Genomic DNA, 18500 nt, shown 5'->3' on the forward strand with positions numbered 1-18500 from the left:
GACACACAGACTGCCTTTCGGACGGTCGCTCCACCACACTCCTTCGGGCAGAAAATAATGCCGGATGGGCAGCGCATTTGCGGCCCTTGCGGGTGGTCGGTTCTCATGGGTGGGCAGGCGGGGACTACCCGACGGGTAGGTCAGCCAACCTTTCGGCGGCGTTCCCTGGCGTAAAGGGCAACGGCCATGGCGCGATTGCGCACCTCAAGCTTGTCGTAGAGATTCTTGAGATGGTATTTCACCGTGTTCTCGGAAATTCCGGTCCGGCTGGCGATCTGGATGTTGGACCAGCCATGGGAGAGCATGCCCAGCAACTCCGTCTCGCGCGACGTGAGTTGTTGGAACGGTGTGTTCGAGATCTTGGAAAGCATCGTATAGGGAATACAGATCCGTCCCTTTATGACGGCGGTCAAGGTCGCAAAAAGGATTTCCGGATCCTCGAACTGGTAGCAAAGGCCATTAACGCCCAGCCGGATCGTCTCTTGAAGCACAGCGGGATCGTTCTTGTCAGCAAAGAGGACAACGCGTGGATCGAACCCGAGCCTGCCGATCTCCGTCAGCACGTCAGGGGCGTCCGCGTCGTCCAATTGCCAACTGAGAAGCAGGCAATCCGCCTCGACGGTGGCGAGCTTTTGAAAAAGCTCAGCCGAGCTCTGTGCGGTGTCAACGATCGAAAAGCCCGGCTTGTTTTCAAAAAGTCCGCGAAGGGCTGCCATGACAAGTGGATTGCGCTCAGCAACCAGAACACGCCCGAGAACCTTATGTGCATTTCCTGAAACCATGCGCCTCTCCCGTTGACGCAATAAAATTCCAGTATCTAAGTACCACTAGATCCCACATTGCCGACCGGCACCATGCGACGGAACGTATCCAGATTACCACGTTTGGGCATGCTGCATGGCGAGGGCACCTCAGCTCGTTCGCGGGCCTTACCTGCTGCGTTCTTGCAACGGCGCAAAGGCGCTTCTATTCTACCGCCGGGCGCTCGAAAAACTGAGACGGCATTCCCCAAGAATATCCCAAAGGGACAGAACGGGCCTGACGACATTTGCGTTTGGCCAGCGGCAATCACATCTGCATCCACTGAAATCCAGCAACGATCCGATCCGGGCCTATATGGAGATCAAGATGACGGACCACCGTGAAATCGATGCCATCCGCGCCCTATTGAGTTCCAAGCCTCGCCCCGTCGGATGGGCGGAGCGCCGGCATAGAATCGAGGAAGTCGGGGCTGCCTGGCCGATTGCCGACGATATCAAAGTGGAAGCGGTCGAATTGAACGGCTTCTCCGCGGAATGGTCATTGGCGCCGGGCAGCGATGCTTCGCATATTCTCATGTTCTTCCATGGGGGTGGCTACTGCTCGGGCTCGATCGTCAGCCATCGCCGCCTGGTGACCGAAGCCGGGCGTGCGGCGGGCGCGCGAACGCTCGCTGTCGGCTACCGCCTTGCGCCGGAAAATCCGTTCCCGGCAGCCCTTGATGATGCAATCGCCGCCTGGCGCTTTTTGCGCGAACACATAAAGGCCGAGCACATCGCCATCGGCGGAGACAGCGCAGGCGCGGGCCTCACCGTTTCGCTGATCAACGCGTTGCTCGCCAGCGGCGAGGCCTTGCCGGCGTGCGGCTGGCTGATTTCACCTTGGACCGATCTGACCCTATCTGGCACGACGCTGGAGACGAAGGATGCGATCGATCCGCTCATTCACAAAGGCTATTTGCTTGAGCTCGCCGAAGCCTACGTTCCCGCGCACGAGCATCGCAAGGATCCGCGTGTTTCTCCTCTTTATGCCGATTTGAAGGGAATGCCGCCGCTCCTCATCCAGGTCGGCTCCGATGAAACCCTGCTTGCCGATGCCACAAGATTTGCAGCGGCCGCGGGCGAAGCCGACGTCGAGGTGACACTCGAGATCTGGCCGCGCATGATCCACGCATGGCCGCTTTGGAATGCAAAGCTCGAAGCAGGACGTCAGGCGATCGTGCATGCGGGAAACTTCATTCGGCGATGCATCGATGGAGCAGAGAGATAGATCAAACATATCTCGATGTCACGGCGGCCCGTCCCGCATTCGCGATTTGCAAGGGCTTAACGACGCACAGTGAAAAAAGCGCCATGGGTGCTTCTAAGCTGCGACGCTTTCGGCATGAACATTTTCGAAGTTCATGCCGACCGCTGTGCAGCATGCTGCACAGCGGTGTAGTCGAATACCGGCAGCTTACTGCTGGCCCGTCTTGATAACCTTGTCGAAATAAGGCGCGGGCGCCACTGTCACGCGGATTTCGCGTACCTCATGGCGGTCCACCGTTCGCCGGCGGCTATCCGGTTCACCCCAAAGAACGGTGAGTTCCGTCCCTGGAATGGCATCTTCGACATTGACGAGAGCAAGCGAAATGAAGCGCTTTGCGTTCGCCGAATAGGCGGACCATTGCGAGACGCCCGCAAGCTTTCCGTTCTTCAGAACAGCGTCGGATTCGAATGTGGCGTACATGGGGGTGGGAAGCGCCATGAAGCGGCCAGGCTTTTCATTGTCGAACAGTGACGCCTTGACTGTCGCTGCGACATCGTCGTCATTCCAAACGAGTGTCACCTTGGTGCGCTTCTGATTGGCCGCCTTCTCCTTGAGAGCCGCCCGGCCTATGAAGTCGCGGTTCCAGTCGACAAGACCGCCATAACCCACTTCGATAGGGTCAACATAATAGTCCTCGATCCGATCGGAGACGAGACTACCGCCGAGTGACGCAATCGATTCCAGATAGTAGTTGTTGAGCCATTCGCGGTAGGGCTTCATTTCGGCGCTGTGATAGATCGCCGGCAGCGGCATTGGCATCCAGCCGGATTCCTGCGCCGTGGTGGAGTAGGCAAGCGCGCCGATCTTGCGCATTCCATATTTCTCGCCGGTCCTTTCCAGTGCTTCCCGCACGGCCTGTTGGTCTTCCCATTTGCCGTAGAGTTCGAAGCCTGGCGTGCCCGCCATGCCATGCCGCAACGCCCGCACGTTCTTGCCGGCGATCTGGAATTCGCCGATGAAGAAGAACTTGATTTCCGGCAGCGTATTGCCCGTTACCTCCTGCATGAGGGCCAATGCCTGCGGCCCCTGGAGCTGGAGCCGGAACACATCGCGCGGCGCCTGACGGACCGACCAGTTGTCATTCTTCTCTGCGCTCACGTCCAAAGATGTGCCTTGGGCATTGTAGAGAAGCCAATCGCTCGCAAACGGCGCACCGACGACGCGGAAAAACTCCTCCTCCTCACGGAACAGGATCGCGTCGGCGATGTAATTGCCGTCATGACCTGCAAGAACGATCTGCTTGGCCCGACGTACTTGAAACGGATCGAACTTGTTGAGCGCGAACTGCGACAGAAAGGGGATCACGTCCCGTCCGCGCAAATGCAGTTCGGTCATGTGATAGGATTGCTCCAGAAGCGCGACGCTGTCCTTCCAGGACTGCACCTCGTCGCGCCAGTTGGTGAATTCCGGGCGTATGCCCGGAAACACATATGGGCCGATATTGGACCCGCGCAGCAGCTTCACCGCTCCGCCCGCTTCATTGATCAATGTTTCGAGGCTCCTCGGAGCTCCTCCACCAGCAGCCATGATACTCCTCCCGTGGCCGAATTGATGCATCCGTCGATGGCTGTTGCCACATCCATCATTTTCCGGATACTTTTTAGTATTTAAAATCCATTTGGTATGTCAAGCATCTTTGTTCGGCTCTGCTCACGGAAGGGACGCAGACGCGTCACGAAGGAACGCCCGCCTTGCAAGTAGACGGTTCGCCATGGCCGAAACGCACAAAAACACTTTTATCACCCGTTCACCGAAGTCACGGGCACCTGCCCTGATCAAAACTTGGCGGTGAATAAGGACGCTGACGACAACGGTTCAGCGCCCTTAGTTTTACATCATTCCTTTGTCTTGCCTTCAAAGTGCAGGAGGTCGCCGAGCGGCACGTACTTCTGGCCGTCGAATTGATAGAGCTGCAGCGCTTCAATCGGGAAAATGTCGCTTCCTTCCTTCGTGGTCATCGTGATGCCATCCAGAAGAAGCGGATTTTTCCAGCCATCCATATTTTGCACGGCCTTGATTAGCTCCTCGCGTGTCGGATTCTTGAGCTTCTCGAGAGCCTGGATCAAGGAATCGCCGATAGCATAACCAGTCTGACCGATCGTGTTTGCGAAATTGAAGTTCACCTTGGCTGCAGCAATTGCTGAGAGGTAGCGATCAATGCCCTCGTCGCCTGAGGGCTTGTCACTGATGATCGGCTTGAGGAAGTCCGACGTAATAATGCCCTTCGCGTTATCCAGGCCCACGGATTGAAGGACGGGGTATGCAGAGGAAAGGTTGGTAACCAGAGTCAACGGCTTCCATCCGCTTTCGGACTGGAAGCGGATGGCCTCGCCCCCCTGGCGCGGAGCAGCGATAATCACCAGGGTGTCCGCGCCGGAAGCCTTGAGGGTATTGAGTTGCGTTTCGACTGTCGGATCTTGTGAGGTTACAGGTTGACGTTCGATCACCTTCACGGCCGAGCCATCAATCGCGCGGTCGAAGGCCTTCATGAAGGTCTGGCCGGTTTCCGTGTTCAGATATAAAAACGCCACTTTGGCATTCGGCTTATTCGCCTTGAGGTATTCAGCGAACGAATCCGCCTCCGTCGAGAAGGAAGGCACAAAACCGACTTCCCATTTGGGAGCGTTCAGCGAGACGACACCGGAATACATGAAGATGTTCGGCACCTTCTTCTGCGTGATATAGCGGCCGATCGCCAGATTGTTTGGCGTCGCCGCCGTACCGACGAGAGCAAATACCTGGTCTTTCTCGACCATCTTCCGAACGTTCGCCAACGTGCGCTGGGGATCAAGACCATCGTCTTCGATGATAAGATCGATCTTGCGGGTCTTGCCGTCGCCCATCTTGACGCCACCTTTGGAGTTGGCCTGTTCGATCCGCGCGCGTATGCCTTCAGCGACGCCGCCGACGACAGCGACCGGCCCGGTCAGTGGTCCTGTTATACCGATTTTGATAGTGCTATCGGTGACACCAGGCGACAGTTCCGCCGCATTCACATTACTCGACCCGAGCAACACCGCGATGGCCAACGGCGTCGTGCATTTTTTCAGTATAGAGACAAGTCTCATGTCGGTTCCTCCCTCATTTCAATAGGGCGTCGGCTACTCGCCATCCTCCGAATAATCATCGACAGCCATTTTTCGATGAAGCCAGTAACGCCGTTGCGTGCGACCATCATGATGAGGATCAATGCAAGGCCGTAGATCAGATTGCCGAGGCTCAGGTTGATGTCTGACGCCCATGTCGGGATGAACACCATGAACAGACCGCCGAGAAACGCTCCGACGATGCTGGTGACGCCGCCGACGATGCTGCCGATCACGATGTTGATGGACAGGATCGCCAGGAACGACTCCGGGCTGATGAAACCGCTGATGATCCCGAACACACCGCCGCCCAGTCCCGCGAGCGCCGAACTTGCGGCAAATGCCCATAGGCGCGTACGTGTCAGGTTGATGCCGAGCGCTTGGGCAATCTGGGGATTATCCCGCTGTGCCCTGAGCGCGCGCCCGTTGTCGCCGAAGAGCATCAGCGAGACAAGGAGGGCACCGATGCCTGCGCATGTAAGCGATATGATATAGAGCCACAGCTCGGGGCTATCTGACATGAAACTCGGAGGTTCCGGGGCCTCGATCGGAAGCCCTGATACTCCACCCGTCAGATTTCCCATCTTGAGCAGCAATTGCGGGAACGCGGCCGCGATGCCGAATGTGACGATGGCAAGCTGCAAGCCCTGAAGCCTCAGTGCTGGAAGGCCGATGATCAGCCCAACCACGGCCGCCACCGCGGCTGAGGCAGGCAGCGTTACGAGCGGCGAGACGCCGTAGGTGGCGTTAAGGATCGCGGTAACGTAAGCGCCGACCCCGAACAGCGTTCCCTGCGCCAGACAGATTTGGCCGCCGAACCCCATCAGCAGGTTCAAACCGAGGATGGCAATGGCATAGGCAATGGCAATCGCCACCTGCTGAAGCGCGTATCCCGGCGCAAAGGCTGGGATAAGAATTGCGACGATCGCGAAGAGACCGAACTTGAGAGCGGCTGCGCGGAATCCATCATTCATAGCTTTGTCACCTTGTAGGAACCGAACAGGCCAACGGGCTTCACAAGCAGGATGATGAGCGTGAGGGCAATCGGCACCGCGATGCGCATGTCAGCGCCGATGAACGAGAGGTAGCCGGCACCCAAACTCTCGACGACGCCAACGGCGAGGCCGCCGACGATCGCGCCAAGCGGACTGTCCCAGCCGCCGAGCGTCGCTGCAGCGAGCCCGTAAAAGAGGATTGGCGTCATCATCGTCGGGCTGAGGAACAGACGGGGGGCAATGAGGATGGCGGCAAGCGCCCCGATCACAGCGGCAAAGCCCCATCCCAGCATCAGCATGCGTTCGACGTCGACGCCCACAAGCACGCTTCGAGCATGGTCGAAAGCCGCCGCGCGCATCGACAGGCCAAGCCGGGTGAACCGGAAGATAAAGCCCATTGCAAAAGCGATAACAACAAGAATCGTTAGCGTGCCGACGGCGGAAGCGAGCACACGAACGCCCTCGATATCGAAACCGCCTTCCGGGAAGAGGCTGGGGAACGGGAGCTGTTCGGCGCCCCACATCCACATGCACGCCGCTTGGAAAAGGACGAGGATGCCTAGCGTAATGACGACGATTGCTTCCACAGGAGCGCTCATCATCGGCCGGATAATGACGCGGAAGGTCACAACCCCTATACCGAATGCCACGAAGAGGCTCGCGAGGACCGCAAGCCAGAGCGGCACGCCCCATTGCATCAACTGCCAGGCAACATAGGCGGAAAAGGTCGCCATCTCGCCTTGGCCGAAGTTGACGACGTTGGTTGCCCTGAAGATGAGGACGAGCGCCAGGGCCAGCGCTGCGTAAATTGCGCCCGTGGTCAAGCCGCTGACGACGAGCTGGAAGAAGAGGCTCATCAGGCAACTCCCAGGTAAGATTTCTTGATGTCTTCGTTGTCGATCAGCTCCTTTGCCGCACCGCTCGCGACGATCTGGCCGGCCTCGATAACGAAGGCCCGGTCGGCATATTGAAGGGTGATGTCGACATTCTGCTCGACCACGAGCAGCGTCATGCCGTGCTCCTCGTTGAGCGTCTTGAAAATCGACAGGATTTCCTGTGTGATCGAAGGTGCGAGACCGAGCGATGGCTCGTCGCACATCAGAAGCTTCGGGCGAGACATGAGCGCGCGCGCAACAGCCAGCATCTGCTGTTCCCCGCCGCTTAGATTTCCCGCAAGCTGGTCGCGCCGTTCGCGCAGACGCGGGAATGTTTCATACCAGCGTTCCTTATCCTCCCTCACCTGTGATCGGTTGGAGACGATCGTCGCGCCGAGCGACAGATTTTCATCGACAGTAAACTCAGAGAAAGTTCCTCGTCCTTGGGGTATATGAGCGATGCCGAGTGCGAGACGCTTTTGCGCGACGATCCCGTCGAGCGGCGCACCGGAAAAGGCCACCGAGCCTTTGAACGGGAGCAGTCCGGATACGGCGCGCAGCAGCGTCGTCTTCCCGGCCCCGTTGGAGCCGAGCAGGGCGACAAACTCGCCTTCGCCCACTGAGAACGAACAGTCGAACAGCGCCTGCGTCTTGCCGTAGAATACCGAGAAATTCTTGAGATCCAGCGTCATGCCGCTTTCCCGAGGTAGGCGGCAATCACCGCATCGTTAGACTTGATTTCGGAAGGGGTGCCTTCGGCCAAGTTGCGGCCCAGGTGCAGCACAACGATCCGGTCACAAAGGCTCATGACCAAGCCCATGTGATGCTCGATGAGAAGAATGGAGAGGTTCCGTTTGCGTCTGATACCGTCGACGAGCGCTCCGAATTCGTGGACTTCGCCGTGCGTCAGACCGCCGGCAGGTTCGTCAAGCAACAGAATTTTAGGTTCGGCAGCAAGCGCGCGAGCAATCTCCATGCGCTTCTGCAGGGGATAGGGAAGCGATCCGGCCAAGCGCGGGGCGAGCTCGACCATGCCGACCTCTTCAAGCACCGCTAATGCCTTCTCGCGTGCGGACCGTTCCTGCGACCTTACACGGAATGGAGCGAAGATCGCTTGGGTGAACTTGCCGCCAAACCGGTGATGCGCCCCGATCATGACATTCTCCAGAACCGTCATCGAGGCATAGAGGCCAAGGTTCTGGAAGGTCCTTGCGACGCCCATTCCGATCATGTCGCGCGAGCCCACGCCCTTGAGCGGCTGGCCGTCAAGCATGATCGATCCGCTTGTGTAACTGACAAGCCGGGTCGCGGCGTTGAGGAAAGTCGATTTGCCCGCTCCGTTCGGTCCGATCAAGCCACAGATTTCTCCTGCCTTCACGGAAACCGACACGTTGGTCAGGGCCTTGACCCCGCCAAATTGCACGGAAACATCCCGCGCCTCGAGCACAAGGCGCACCTCGGCGATGCTGCTGTCGCTCACTGATTTCCTCCCTACCGAAGCGGTCTCTCCTCGGCTTGTCCATTTCTCTTGTTGACAGCCCAATCCGCTTTGGATACCTATCAGTATCCGAAGACGTTTCGGTATGTCAAGCACCATTGGGCATCGCGATTGCTGCTCTAAGGAAACGTCCTCAGAATTCGTGCCGCCGGGCTGGAGAACATGGCGGCAGGGTTCCGCGAGGGAGGGGTGAGGGAGGAAATCAATGACAGGAACGCACACTGAACTGACGGGCGAAAATCTCTATAGGGATCCCTATCCGGTCTACGCGAGGCTACGTGCGGAGCAGCCGGTGGCTTTCTTCGAGGGGACGAAGGAATATTTCATTACGCGGTTCGACGACTGCCGCACGATCGGCGGCAACGACAAGGTGTTCGGGCCGTCGGGCTCGGCGGACCGTCCGGAAGCTCGCGTCATGGGCATGCCGAATGTCCTAACCATGTCTGGCGAGGATCATCAGTGCCTCCGCCAGGGTATCGACGAAAATCTCACGCAGGAACGCGTGCGTTCGTTTGTCGAAGGTCTGACACGCCCGGTCGTGCAGCGTTACATCGACGCCATCAAGAAGAATGGCGAAGCGAACCTGACGGCGGAACTCTTCGAGCCGATCTCGGTGCGGTGTATTGGCGACGTCATCGGCCTGAGGGAGACGCCAAACGAAACCCTCGTGGAGTGGTTTCACGCGATGGCGCTGGGCTTGCAGAACGTCAGCAATGATCCGGCCATATGGAAGCGACTGGACGAGGCGCTCGCCGACATCGACAGGCAGATGGGCGATCTTTACCAGGCGTGCCTTTCGAAGCCGAACCACTCGCTGCTCAGCCATGTCATGTACGGCGGCATGCCAAAGGGCGAGGTTCGCAGTTGGGAGGAGATCTCCCCGACCATGCGCGTCATCATCCTCGGCGGTCTTCAGGAGCCGGGGCATGCAGCGGCAAACGCCTGCGCGGGTCTTCTTTCAAATCCCGACCAGGCGAAGCTTATGGCGGAGCAGCCGCAGGAAAACGCGATGCGCGCCTTCGACGAAGGTCTGCGCTGGATTGCGCCCATCGGCGTAACGCCGCGCATCGCCAGAGAAGATTTCGAGATCGCCGGCACGGTCATCCCCAAGGGATCGTCCGTCGCTATCGTCATGGGATCGGCCAACCGCGACGAGACGCGTTTTGAAGATGCCGACCGCTTCGACATGTTCCGCAAGAAGAAGCAGCACCTGTCATTTGGATTCCGTCCGCACTTCTGCTCCGGCCACTTCCTGTCCCGTGCGATGGGTGAGATTGCGCTGACCGAAGTGTTTCGGGAGTTGCCCGATCTTCGTCTCGATGTGTCGCGGGAAATCAAGGGCAAGGGTTGGCGGTTCCGTGGCATCTCCGACCTCCCCGCGAAGTGGAATGCGTGATGTCGCTGATCATCGACTGCCACGGCCACTTCACGACCGAACCGCCGGAGCACCACGCTTTCCGTACGGCGCAAGTCGCCTATGCGGAAGGAAAGGCTTCCGAGCCACCCGTTTATCCGGGAATCCCCGACAAGCAGTTGTACGACATTATTGCGGCGAACCAGCTCAAAATTCAGCGCGAGCGCGGATCGCACGTGACGCTGCTCAGCCCCCGTGCTTCCGGCATGGGACACCATGTGCCGGGGCTGTCGGTCGCCAAGGAGTGGTCGCGCCTGTCGAACGACAATATCGGACGGATCGTCGACATGTTCCCGGATAATTTCGCGGCCGTCTGCCAGCTTCCGCAGACGATCGATGGCGACCTGTCTGATGTCATCGAGGAGTTGGAGCGCTGCGTCGAAAACGGTTTCGTCGGATGCAATCTCAACCCCGACCCGTCAGGCGGGCGTTGGAGCGCGCCGCCGATCTATGATCCATGGTGGGACCCGATGTGGGAAGCAATGGTCGCCCTCCGCGTCCCCGCGATGATCCACGTTTCCAGCTCCTGCGAGCGCTGTCTCCATATGACGGGCGCGCACTATATCAACGCGGACACGGCGGTGTTCATGCAGTTGGTTCAGGGAGACCTGTTCGAGCGCCATCCGGAACTGAAGCTCATCATACCACATGGGGGCGGGGCCGCGCCTTATCACTGGGGCCGCTATCGCGGCCTGTCGATCATGCTCGAAAAGCCGGGCCTCGACACGCACCTGATGAACAACGTGTTCTTCGACACCTGCGTCTACCATCAGGCGGGCATCGATACGCTTTTCCGCGTCGTCGACACCAAGAACATCCTGTTCGGTTCCGAGCTGCTCGGCGCTGTGAAGGCGACCGATCCGGAGACCGGGCACCCGTTCGACGACACGAAGAGATACATCGACCATCTCGCCCTCGACGATCATCAGAGACAGGCGGTCTTCGAAGGAAACGCGCGACGAGTCTATCCGCTTTTGGACGAAAGATTGCGCGGGCGCGGACTTTGAAGCCCAGAGCACTTCCAGGAAAAGTGCGAAGCGGTTTTCCGTCCGGAATGCGTGAAAACAACGGGATAGAGCAGGAAAGCGTTTCCGTAAAGCGCTGACCGCTCGAACGAATATCAGGGAGAAATCATATGGCTTCCAGCCAACATCTAAGCCTCGCAGGCGGGGCGCAAGGGTTCAACTGGCTCCCGGTCTTCGTGGCCGAAGAGCATGGAATTTTCGCCAAGCACGAGCTGGTGATCGAATATAAGAAGATGGGTACCGTCGACAAGGCGACCACAGCCGTTGTCGAAGGCGAGGCCGATCTCGCGATAACGCCACCTGAAGGTGCCGTCTCGAACTTCGCCAAAGGCGGCGAGCTCAGGGTCATCGCCTCGAATTCCAATCGTCTGCCGATGTCGCTCGTCGCTCAGCCTTCGATCAAGACGATCGAGGACCTCAAGGGCAAAAAGGTCGGCACCTCGTCACTGACAGAGGGCACGGCGATCTACACTCAAATGCTGCTGTCCAAGGAAGGCCTGCGGTATCCCGGCGACTACGAATTCGAACTTGCCGGCATCCACACTAAGCGCTGGGAAGCCCTGCAGGCGGGGGAAATTGCCTGCGCTCCACAGCCCGCGCCATGGAATTTCCTGGCCGAACGCGAAGGCTACAACCTGATCGGCGAGATCAACGATGTCATCCCCGAGATCGTCTTTGCCGCTGTCATCGGCCGCAAAAGCTGGTTGGACAGCAACCGCGATGTGGTCGGCCGTTTCCTCAAGGCGCTGTTCGAGGCCTATGCGATAACAAACGACCCGAGCCGCGACGACATCACGCTTCCGATTTTCCAGCGGATTACCACGAAAGACGACAGCGAACTCGCCTCACGCGGCCTTCACTACATGCGAGACATGGGCATGTGGCCCGGCGATCTTTCAATTCCGCAAGCTGCGATGAATGCCACGGTCGACTTGATGATCCGGGCCAATCTGCTTGACGAAGCAGCCAGATCGAGCGCCGCAGGCGTGTTCGAGCGCAGCTTCCTCCAGGGCGCGGTCGGCTGGTTGAAATACGTTTGATTGCATCTCGGGAGGTTCCCAATGAAGGTAATGACCAAGACACAGCGGACGGATCGCGAGATATGTGAAGCCCTGGGCAAGCTGGGTGTCGCCACAGTCCATGAAGCGCAAGGCCGCAAGGGATTGCTGGCCCCGCATCTGCGCCCCGTGATCGAGGGCGCGCGCATCGGCGGCACGGCGCTCACGTGCGAGGTACCTCCGGGTGACAACTGGATGATCCATGTCGCCCTGGAGGTCGCGCAGCCCGGCGATATCCTGGTCGTCACACCGACCTCGCCATGCACGGACGGATATTTCGGCGATCTTCTCGCGACATCGTGCAAGGCGCGCGGAATTCTGGGACTCGTGATCGATGCCGGCGTACGCGATGTCGCCGACCTCAGGTCCATGAACTTTCCCGTCTGGTCGAAGGCGATATCGGCCCAGGGCACGGTCAAGGAGACGCTGGCAAACGTCCAGGTCCCCGTGGTCTGCGCCGGAGCCTACATCGAGCCAGGCGATGTCATCGTCGCCGACGACGATGGTGTCTGTGTGATCAAGCGCGACGACGCCGCGATGGTCCTCGAAAAAGCGCGCAAACGCCAGAAAATGGAAGACGAAAAGCGCGGTCTCTACGAGAGGGGTCAACTCAGCCTCGACATTAACAACATGCGTCCGCAGCTTGAGGCGAAAGGCCTGATCTATGAATAGCGCAACAGCACTGCGCATACCCCGGCGGGTCGTCACAGGTATCAGTAATGGCAAGTCGGTGTTCATCAGCGACGGCCCGGCGCCCAATGCCCACATATACGAGTCTGTGCCAGGCCACCTTACCTCGGTCCTTTATGCAACTTCGGCGAAATCCTGCCTTCCGCAGCCTCATACGGAGCAAGCGCCGCCGCAAATCCTGGTCACCCCCGAACCGGGTGAGACGAAGCTGATGATCGTCGTCTTCCCGCCGGACTCGGTATTTGCGACCGTCGATCCGGCGGCCGCCTTCGAGGAACAGGCGGTACATATCCCAGGCCTAATCCAGGCGTTCGAGCCCGACGCCCCCGGTATGCACACCACCGACACAGTGGATTACGACATTGTCCTCGATGGCGAGGTCTGGCTCGAACTCGATGACGGCGCCGAAACGCTGCTGAAGCAGGGCGACGTCGTCGTCCAATGCGGCACGCGCCATGCCTGGCGCAACAAGAGCGACAAGCCCGCGACCATGTGCTTCGTCCTTATCGGCGCTGAAAGAGAGTCATGACGATGACGCGGGAGGACAACAATCGCTTCTTCGACTGCGTCATCGTCGGCGGCGGACATGGCGGCGCGCAGACAGCGGCAGCGCTCAGGCAGTCCGGGTTCGGTGGGACCATTGCGCTGATCAGCGCCGAGCCGGAAGTCCCCTACGACCGCCCTTCGCTGTCGAAGGAATATCTCGCAGGCAAGAAATCCTTCGAAAGGATGCATCTGAGGCCGCAGGATTTCTGGACTTCGCGACAAGTGGAACTGATGCTGGGCAGGCGTGTGACCACCGTCGATGCGGCAGCCCATGTCGTCGTCACGGACCTTGGCGAACGCTTCTCATACGGCAAGCTCGTCTGGGCCGCCGGTGGCGAACCGCGGAGGCTTTCCTGCCCCGGCAGCGAGCTTACCGGGATCTGCTATATCCGCAGCAAGGCGGATTGCGATGCGCTCGTCGAAGTCCTTCCCAGCGCCGAAAGGATCGTGATCGTCGGGGGCGGATATGTCGGTCTCGAAGCGGCAGCGGTGTTCCGCGAGATCGGCAAACAGGTCGTTTTGGTCGAGGCGCTCGATCGTGTACTCGCTCGTGTGGCCGGGGAGCCGGTATCGCGGTTCTACGAGGCCGAGCATCGTGCACATGGCGTCGACATCCGCCTCAACTGCGGTGTCGGCTCTCTGGAGGGGCTTAACGGCCGGGTCAAGAACGTGGTGCTTGCGACCGGCGAGAAGATCCCGGCCGATATCGTCGTGGCCGGAATTGGCATTGTCCCTTCGGCCGGCCCGCTGATTGAGGCGGGCGCGGAAGGCGCAAACGGTGTGGATATCGACGAGTTTTGCCAGACGTCCCTGCCGGACATTTACTGCATCGGAGACTGCGCCCGGCTGAGACATGGCCGTGGCATTCGCATCGAATCTGTGCAGAACGCGACGGATCAGGCGACGACCGCTGCAAAGGCTATCTGCGGCGAACTCAAACCTTACGATGCGACGCCCTGGTTCTGGTCCCATCAATACGATTTGAGGATGCAGACGGTTGGTCTCAACTATGGCTTTGACAGCGTGGTCACACGGGGTGATCCCGCCAGCCGCAGCTTCAGCGTCATCTACCTGAAGGAGGGGGCGGTTCTCGCCCTCGACTGCGTCAACGCATCTCGCGATTACGTACAGGGGCGAAAGCTTGTCGATAGCTCGGCAAGGATCGACCGCGACGCCCTGGCCAACACATCGAAACAACTCAAGGAACTCAGCGCCGACGCGCCGTGAGGCATTTGTGGCGCGGAATGAAAGTGGAGGAAAAAATGTCTATGATATCGGTGCGTACACGGGACGGAGAGCTCTATAGTTTCGAGGCAAGAGTGGGCGCTTCGCTGATGGAGAATATCCGGAGCGCGGGCCTCGACGAGCTGCTTGCAATGTGTGGCGGCTGCCTTTCCTGTGCCACCTGCCACGTCTACGTCGAGGAATTGCCGAAGAACGCCAGCCTACCAGCGCCCTCGATCGACGAGAGCGAATTGCTGGAGGGGTCCGACTACCACCAAGAGAACTCGCGGCTTTCCTGCCAGATTCCCTTTGATGAGACTCTAAGCGGAATCGTCGTTCGCATAGCCCCTGAAGAATAGCGATTGATCCCCTCGCATCAGAGACAAGCATAAACCGTTCGAGCGGGCCTTAGCCCGCATGGGGACGCGCCCATCTTAGCACCGTCGCTGATGACGGCGACGTGGCAGTGGTTGAAGAGCTGCTCAGTTCGTTGGGGACGCCGCCCTCGCTTCCTGTGAGGCGCGATACATTGCTCCGAGAACGATCCGCACCATGTCACCCGGCGCTTCGTGTTTCAGAAAGCTCGAAATACCGCCATATGTCAGCTCGAGCACGATGCCGCCAATGTAAAATGGAGTTGCCGGCGGTCGCATGACGAGGCCTAGTTTCCGGATTAGAATCTCCCCGACACCTTCCCACTGGTCGCGAAACAGCTTGATGTGGCGGTCCCCAAGCGTCTTGTCATGCTGGGCCATTCTCAGAAGTTCGATTGCCAGCATGCCCCATCTACGATCGTCCCCCCGATCGTTTGCCCAATTTGCCAGCACGTCGATCAACTTGATCGGATCGTCATAGTTTCCAAGCAGGTCGGTGAGCTGAACCACGTCCCCACCGGCATTACCGGCAAGGAGCTGTAGAAAGATGTCTTCTTTGTTGGCGAAGTTCGAATAAAAAGCGCCCTTCGAGTAACCCGCCTCTTCCGCAATTCGTTCGATCGAGGCGCCCGCATAGCCGTAGCGCGCCATCACTTCATACGCGGACTCAAGGAGCTTTTCCTTCGTCCTAGCCTGACTTTGTTCACGTGTCAGCCGTGCCATTCGCAAATCCTGTCGTTCCAGTATCTAGAAACTGACGCGTACCTCAAAAAGCAATGATCATACAATAGCCAATAGCAAACAAATCAACGCCCAGAAGATAGGATACTCTGGCCCCATCTTCTGCCAACGCCAATTCGCGCCGTTGATCTTCACAACCGCATAGGCCGCACCCAGCACAACGAAGGCACCAACCACCGCTGCGACATGCGGGTAGATCGAAAAAACCAGACCGATTGCAGCCACAGCTTCCATCGCCATGGTGATGCCGACAAAGACCATAGGTGGACGGAAGCCGGCGTCGTCGAATGTTCCCGCTGCCTTCTTGTAGTGCAATCCCTTTCCGATCAGGTGAGGCACGAACCATACACCGCAAAGCACCCGTAGCCACTCCACCAAATCGATATGCATTCCCCCTCCTTGACGCCGCTCGATCCTGTTTTTCCGAGGCACCGAGAAAAACAAGATTTTCTTCGCTTGCCTTTTCAGATACCAAACGGTATTCACAATCCATTGCGAATGTCAATGCGATGCGGCTTTTGGAAGCGGGAGGATGGGTCATGAATACAATGCGTGCTGCACGGTTGCATGCAGTTGGGCAACCAATGAGCCTCGATGAGGTCGAGCGGCCCATTGCAACCGGAAGCGATGTCGTTGTCCGGGTGAAGGCCTGTGGAATGGTCCCAAATCTTGCGAACGTTCTTGCAAATTGGGAAACTTGGTACCCGCAGATGCCGCTGCCGCCACGGCCGGCAATTCACGGTCTTGACCCCAGCGGAATTGTTCATCAGGTGGGCCCGCAAGTTGTCAGTATAAAGCCGGGCGATCGCGTGTACGTTAATCCAGGTCGCTTCTGTGGAGCTTGTCATCATTGTTCGTCCGGAAAGCCGCAAGCGTGCGAGTATTGGACGCTGGGTGGATATTTCGGCTACAATCCCAAGAGCATGGAGATGTTCGATCGCTATCCATATGGCGGTTTCGGTGAGTATATGCTCGCTCCACAGGCGCAGATCGTAAAGATTCCCGAGAAGATGAGTTTCGTAGAGGGTTCCCGTATGGGTTACCTTGGAACTTCCTACGCCGCTTTGAAGAAATGCGGGCCGCTGATGGGCAAGACGCTTATCATCAACGGTGCGACCGGCACGCTCGGTCTCGGGGCAGTACTATTCGCTCTTTCGATGGGGGTCGCCAGAATTTATGCCGTGGCGAGGGGTGAGAAGCTGCTTGAAAGACTGAAGGCGATTGCTTCCGATAGGATCGTGACCTTTTCAAACGCCAACGGATCGTCTGGAGCCTTCGTCAGGGAGCAGACGAACGGAACGGGTGCCGATCTGATGCTCGACACCCTCGGGGCGAAAGCTCCGCTCGAATCCATGCTAGATGCGATGAGGGGAGTGAAAAGGGGCGGCCGCATCGTAAATATCGGCGGCACGTCCGGCGAACTCCCCGTCGATGTTAAATGGTGGATGGACGAGCAAATGGAATTGATTGGCTCGGTCTGGTTCACCGCGGCCGAGGGCATGGAGATCGCCGCGATGGTCGAGGCAGGGATCATCGACTTGTCCGTCATGTCGCCGATGGTTTGGCCGATCGAGAAAATCAATGAAGCGATCTCTGGCGTCGGGAAGGACGAAGGCGGCTTCACCTATTATGCGGTGGAACTGTAGTTCCGAGTCATGGAACCCCGTTTCGCCTCCAGAACTCAAGCGGTTTGGTGAGAGACACTGCTGAAACCTGAAACGCTCTAAATCCTCCGGCAGGAATTGCCCGGAACGAATTTTGGCGTGAGGACAAAATCCTGCGGCGGTTCGACGGCGCCGTCTGGATTGGTGATGCGGTGCATGAGGCGGCGGGCGATGAGGCCGCCGAGCGCTAATGTATCCTGAACCACCATGGTTATGCGCGGCGTGATGACCGAGCTCCATTGCACATTATCGATCATGGCAAGCGAGATGTCTTCCGGACAGCGGAAACCCAGTTCCTGCATGGCCTGCAATGCCGAAAGCGCGACGATATTGTTGGCGCCGAGGATCGCGGTGGGACGCTCCGGCTGGATCAGCAGACGCATGGCCGCCTCGTAGCCGGCGGTGCGTGTGAACTGTCCGTCGACCACGAAATTCTGGTTCACCTCGACACCGGCATTGGCCATGGTCTCGGCAAAGCCACGATAACGCTCCGTCGCCGTATGCATGTGGCTCGGGCCGGTGATAAAAGCGATGCGCCTGTGGCCCAGTTGCAAGAGATGTTCAGTCAGCATCGCGCCGGCAAGGTAGTTGTCTGAGCCGACGAAATCGCGCTGAATGCCAGCAACTTTCTGGTCGAAACAGACAATCGGCACGTTTAGGCCGGCCACGAAATCCATGTAGTCCTGATCATACCCCGACGGCGCAAGCGCCAGGCCGGCAGTCTTGAGGCCGATCAGGTGCTCGACCATCGCCCTCTCGCGATCCGTCTTGCCGGAGGAATCGGTGACGACGACGAAGTGCTCGTGGTCGAGCGCATAATTCTCCAATTCGCGCCGAATATCTCCGAAAAACGGATTGCCGACATTGCCGACGACGAAGCCGATCATACGGCTGCGCCCCCGCGCCAGGYTTTGGGCAAGCGGATCTGCAACGAAGCCGACAGCGGCAATCGCCTGGCGAATTTTCTCCAGCGTTTTCTGGCTAACGCGCGCCGGATTGCTGAGCGCCAGCGACACCGTCGAGACGGATACGTCAGCGAGTTTGGCGACGTCGCGAATTGTAGCCATATATTTTTCGAACCGTTTCTATCGCCTCTAGCGTATCGATCGAAGAAACTTCCTTCAATGAATCGCTGTCATAAATCTAGCATTTGTCGGCCATGAAGCAATATGCAGAAAGAGATTTCAACAGTGCGCTTGACATGCAGGGCGAGAGGATCAATGATTAAATCGAACCGGTTCGA

19 protein-coding genes are annotated in these 18500 nt (G+C 58.5%); 9 read left to right on the forward strand and 10 right to left on the reverse strand.

From position 1 onward, the window contains the following. Positions 1–140: 140 nt before the first annotated feature. Complete coding sequence (locus QDY28_RS26980) at positions 141–782, reverse strand: response regulator transcription factor (RefSeq protein WP_331384400.1); 642 nt, start codon at positions 780–782, stop codon at positions 141–143. Between the two features lie 346 nt (positions 783–1128). Here QDY28_RS26980 and QDY28_RS26985 point away from each other — a divergent pair, with 346 nt between their 5' ends. Beyond that, the gene (locus tag QDY28_RS26985) at positions 1129–2028 is read left to right on the forward strand and encodes an alpha/beta hydrolase (RefSeq protein ID WP_331384401.1); all 900 of its coding nucleotides are present in this window, start codon (positions 1129–1131) and stop codon (positions 2026–2028) included. Positions 2029–2214: 186 nt separating this feature from the next. Here QDY28_RS26985 and QDY28_RS26990 read toward each other — a convergent pair whose 3' ends face one another. The 6 genes from QDY28_RS26990 to QDY28_RS27015 form a co-directional block, all read right to left on the reverse strand. Then, entirely contained in the window at positions 2215–3594 is a 1380-nt protein-coding gene (locus QDY28_RS26990; RefSeq protein ID WP_331384402.1) for an aminomethyl transferase family protein, read from the reverse strand. A 308-nt stretch (positions 3595–3902) separates the two neighbouring features. Further along, the gene (locus tag QDY28_RS26995) at positions 3903–5135 is read right to left on the reverse strand and encodes an ABC transporter substrate-binding protein (protein ID WP_331384403.1); all 1233 of its coding nucleotides are present in this window, start codon (positions 5133–5135) and stop codon (positions 3903–3905) included. Then, entirely contained in the window at positions 5132–6127 is a 996-nt protein-coding gene (locus QDY28_RS27000; RefSeq protein WP_331384404.1) for a branched-chain amino acid ABC transporter permease, read from the reverse strand. Before QDY28_RS27000 ends, QDY28_RS26995 begins: the two co-directional genes overlap by 4 nt. Continuing rightward, positions 6124–7005: a branched-chain amino acid ABC transporter permease gene (locus QDY28_RS27005; RefSeq protein ID WP_331384405.1), complete on the reverse strand. Its 882-nt coding sequence runs from the start codon at positions 7003–7005 to the stop codon at positions 6124–6126. Before QDY28_RS27005 ends, QDY28_RS27000 begins: the two co-directional genes overlap by 4 nt. After that, complete coding sequence (locus tag QDY28_RS27010) at positions 7005–7715, reverse strand: ABC transporter ATP-binding protein (protein WP_331384406.1); 711 nt, start codon at positions 7713–7715, stop codon at positions 7005–7007. The genes QDY28_RS27005 and QDY28_RS27010 overlap by 1 nt, the downstream gene beginning before the upstream one ends. Then, positions 7712–8503 carry an ABC transporter ATP-binding protein gene (locus tag QDY28_RS27015; RefSeq protein ID WP_331384407.1) on the reverse strand — a complete coding sequence of 264 codons (792 nt, stop codon included), beginning with the start codon at positions 8501–8503 and terminating at the stop codon, positions 7712–7714. The genes QDY28_RS27010 and QDY28_RS27015 overlap by 4 nt, the downstream gene beginning before the upstream one ends. A gap of 223 nt (positions 8504–8726) precedes the next feature. Here QDY28_RS27015 and QDY28_RS27020 point away from each other — a divergent pair, with 223 nt between their 5' ends. The 7 genes from QDY28_RS27020 to QDY28_RS27050 all read left to right on the forward strand — a co-directional run bounded on the left by QDY28_RS27020 (position 8727) and on the right by QDY28_RS27050 (position 14837). After that, a complete protein-coding gene (locus QDY28_RS27020) occupies positions 8727–9917 on the forward strand; it encodes a cytochrome P450 (RefSeq protein ID WP_331384408.1) in 1191 nt (396 codons plus the stop codon). Continuing rightward, a complete protein-coding gene (locus QDY28_RS27025) occupies positions 9917–10942 on the forward strand; it encodes an amidohydrolase family protein (protein WP_331384409.1) in 1026 nt (341 codons plus the stop codon). Before QDY28_RS27020 ends, QDY28_RS27025 begins: the two co-directional genes overlap by 1 nt. Before the next feature lie 128 nt (positions 10943–11070). Continuing rightward, positions 11071–12000 (forward strand): ABC transporter substrate-binding protein, encoded by a 930-nt coding sequence (locus tag QDY28_RS27030; protein WP_331384410.1) that lies wholly within the window; start codon positions 11071–11073, stop codon positions 11998–12000. Positions 12001–12021: 21 nt separating this feature from the next. After that, a complete protein-coding gene (locus tag QDY28_RS27035; RefSeq protein WP_331384411.1) occupies positions 12022–12690 on the forward strand; it encodes a 4-carboxy-4-hydroxy-2-oxoadipate aldolase/oxaloacetate decarboxylase in 669 nt (222 codons plus the stop codon). Next, positions 12683–13237, forward strand: coding sequence for a cupin domain-containing protein (locus tag QDY28_RS27040; RefSeq protein WP_331384412.1), 555 nt, complete (start codon positions 12683–12685; stop codon positions 13235–13237). Before QDY28_RS27035 ends, QDY28_RS27040 begins: the two co-directional genes overlap by 8 nt. Next, positions 13234–14481: an NAD(P)/FAD-dependent oxidoreductase gene (locus tag QDY28_RS27045; RefSeq protein WP_331384413.1), complete on the forward strand. Its 1248-nt coding sequence runs from the start codon at positions 13234–13236 to the stop codon at positions 14479–14481. The genes QDY28_RS27040 and QDY28_RS27045 overlap by 4 nt, the downstream gene beginning before the upstream one ends. Before the next feature lie 35 nt (positions 14482–14516). Further along, positions 14517–14837, forward strand: coding sequence for a 2Fe-2S iron-sulfur cluster-binding protein (locus tag QDY28_RS27050; RefSeq protein ID WP_331384414.1), 321 nt, complete (start codon positions 14517–14519; stop codon positions 14835–14837). 123 nt (positions 14838–14960) lie between these two features. Here QDY28_RS27050 and QDY28_RS27055 read toward each other — a convergent pair whose 3' ends face one another. Together QDY28_RS27055 and QDY28_RS27060 are read right to left on the reverse strand one after the other, a co-directional pair. Beyond that, a complete protein-coding gene (locus QDY28_RS27055; RefSeq protein ID WP_331384415.1) occupies positions 14961–15575 on the reverse strand; it encodes a TetR/AcrR family transcriptional regulator in 615 nt (204 codons plus the stop codon). Positions 15576–15632: 57 nt separating this feature from the next. After that, on the reverse strand, positions 15633–15983 hold the full coding sequence (locus QDY28_RS27060; protein ID WP_331384416.1) for a DoxX family membrane protein: 351 nt from the start codon (positions 15981–15983) through the stop codon (positions 15633–15635). A 149-nt stretch (positions 15984–16132) separates the two neighbouring features. Here QDY28_RS27060 and QDY28_RS27065 point away from each other — a divergent pair, with 149 nt between their 5' ends. Continuing rightward, positions 16133–17239 (forward strand): alcohol dehydrogenase catalytic domain-containing protein, encoded by a 1107-nt coding sequence (locus QDY28_RS27065; protein WP_331384417.1) that lies wholly within the window; start codon positions 16133–16135, stop codon positions 17237–17239. 77 nt (positions 17240–17316) lie between these two features. Here the strand turns inward: QDY28_RS27065 and QDY28_RS27070 are convergent, their stop codons facing one another. Beyond that, on the reverse strand, positions 17317–18324 hold the full coding sequence (locus tag QDY28_RS27070; RefSeq protein WP_331384418.1) for a LacI family DNA-binding transcriptional regulator: 1008 nt from the start codon (positions 18322–18324) through the stop codon (positions 17317–17319). Positions 18325–18500 lie beyond the last annotated feature (176 nt).

Source organism: Rhizobium sp. BR 362 (genome assembly GCF_036528765.1).
Classification (GTDB): Bacteria; Pseudomonadota; Alphaproteobacteria; order Rhizobiales; family Rhizobiaceae; genus Rhizobium.

Bases quoted from the DNA above. Each gene is read 5' to 3' on its own strand.
- QDY28_RS27035 (WP_331384411.1), top strand. From the start codon at position 12,022: ATGAAGGTAATGACCAAGACACAGCGGACGGATCGCGAGATATGTGAA.
- QDY28_RS27005 (WP_331384405.1), bottom strand. From the start codon at position 7,005: ATGAGCCTCTTCTTCCAGCTCGTCGTCAGCGGCTTGACCACGGGCGCA.
- QDY28_RS27060 (WP_331384416.1), bottom strand. From the start codon at position 15,983: ATGCATATCGATTTGGTGGAGTGGCTACGGGTGCTTTGCGGTGTATGG.
- QDY28_RS26990 (WP_331384402.1), bottom strand. From the start codon at position 3,594: ATGGCTGCTGGTGGAGGAGCTCCGAGGAGCCTCGAAACATTGATCAAT.
- QDY28_RS26980 (WP_331384400.1), bottom strand. From the start codon at position 782: ATGGTTTCAGGAAATGCACATAAGGTTCTCGGGCGTGTTCTGGTTGCT.
- QDY28_RS27040 (WP_331384412.1), top strand. From the start codon at position 12,683: ATGAATAGCGCAACAGCACTGCGCATACCCCGGCGGGTCGTCACAGGT.
- QDY28_RS27010 (WP_331384406.1), bottom strand. From the start codon at position 7,715: ATGACGCTGGATCTCAAGAATTTCTCGGTATTCTACGGCAAGACGCAG.
- QDY28_RS27030 (WP_331384410.1), top strand. From the start codon at position 11,071: ATGGCTTCCAGCCAACATCTAAGCCTCGCAGGCGGGGCGCAAGGGTTC.
- QDY28_RS27045 (WP_331384413.1), top strand. From the start codon at position 13,234: ATGACGATGACGCGGGAGGACAACAATCGCTTCTTCGACTGCGTCATC.
- QDY28_RS26995 (WP_331384403.1), bottom strand. From the start codon at position 5,135: ATGAGACTTGTCTCTATACTGAAAAAATGCACGACGCCGTTGGCCATC.
- QDY28_RS26985 (WP_331384401.1), top strand. From the start codon at position 1,129: ATGACGGACCACCGTGAAATCGATGCCATCCGCGCCCTATTGAGTTCC.
- QDY28_RS27020 (WP_331384408.1), top strand. From the start codon at position 8,727: ATGACAGGAACGCACACTGAACTGACGGGCGAAAATCTCTATAGGGAT.
- QDY28_RS27025 (WP_331384409.1), top strand. From the start codon at position 9,917: ATGTCGCTGATCATCGACTGCCACGGCCACTTCACGACCGAACCGCCG.
- QDY28_RS27050 (WP_331384414.1), top strand. From the start codon at position 14,517: ATGTCTATGATATCGGTGCGTACACGGGACGGAGAGCTCTATAGTTTC.
- QDY28_RS27000 (WP_331384404.1), bottom strand. From the start codon at position 6,127: ATGAATGATGGATTCCGCGCAGCCGCTCTCAAGTTCGGTCTCTTCGCG.
- QDY28_RS27055 (WP_331384415.1), bottom strand. From the start codon at position 15,575: ATGGCACGGCTGACACGTGAACAAAGTCAGGCTAGGACGAAGGAAAAG.
- QDY28_RS27065 (WP_331384417.1), top strand. From the start codon at position 16,133: ATGAATACAATGCGTGCTGCACGGTTGCATGCAGTTGGGCAACCAATG.